General features: G+C 64.6%; 1 protein-coding gene. It reads left to right on the plus strand.

The window, feature by feature from the left end; translation table 11 throughout:
- Nucleotides 1-2 precede the first annotated feature (2 nt).
- Nucleotides 3-317, plus strand: coding sequence for a YnfA family protein (locus tag GO615_RS27765; RefSeq protein WP_246262534.1), 315 nt, complete (start codon nucleotides 3-5; stop codon nucleotides 315-317).
- Nucleotides 318-689: the final 372 nt, after the last annotated feature.

Below are 689 nucleotides of genomic sequence, written 5' to 3' on the forward strand. Positions count from 1 at the left end.
CGCTGTTCGCCGTCACGGCACTGGCCGAGATCATCGGGTGCTATCTACCCTGGCTGGTGCTCAAGCAGGCCAGGACCGCCTGGCTGTTGCTACCGGCCGCAGCGTCGCTGGCACTTTTCGCCTGGCTACTGACGCTGCATCCGACTGCGGCGGGGCGAACCTATGCAGCCTATGGCGGCATGTACATCGCAGTTGCCCTCTTGTGGCTGAGGTTTATTGACGGCATACCACTGACGCGCTGGGATCTCGCAGGCGCCGCGATTGCGCTGCTCGGCATGGCGGTTATTGCGCTGCAGCCTTCGGAGAACATCTCCTGAAGCGCCCCGACCGAAAGCACCAAGCCGGCTCGCCTTTCCGGCGACGGATAGTGGCCGGCGGTCACTTGCGAAATAGCGGCAAACCGTTGAACACCATGAGAACACCCGCGCTCATGTCGGCAAACACCTCCGCGGCGCTGGGTATCAGTCGCAAAATGCTGGGGGAGAAGAGTAAAGCGCGGCATCGCTGATGCGGGCCCGATAGGTATCGATGCCGGCAGCGCGCCGGTGTCGTGGACGAGGAAGAGGAAGATCGTGCAGCCCGAACACTACGACGCCTGGTACGCATCGCGGCGCGGCGCCTGGATCGGCGGCATCGAGTGTCGCCTCCTCGAGGCGCTCCTGGCGCCACGCGGCGGCGAAACGCTGCTC

This window comes from Aromatoleum evansii, from assembly GCF_012910805.1.
Lineage (GTDB): Bacteria > Pseudomonadota > Gammaproteobacteria > Burkholderiales > Rhodocyclaceae > Aromatoleum > Aromatoleum evansii.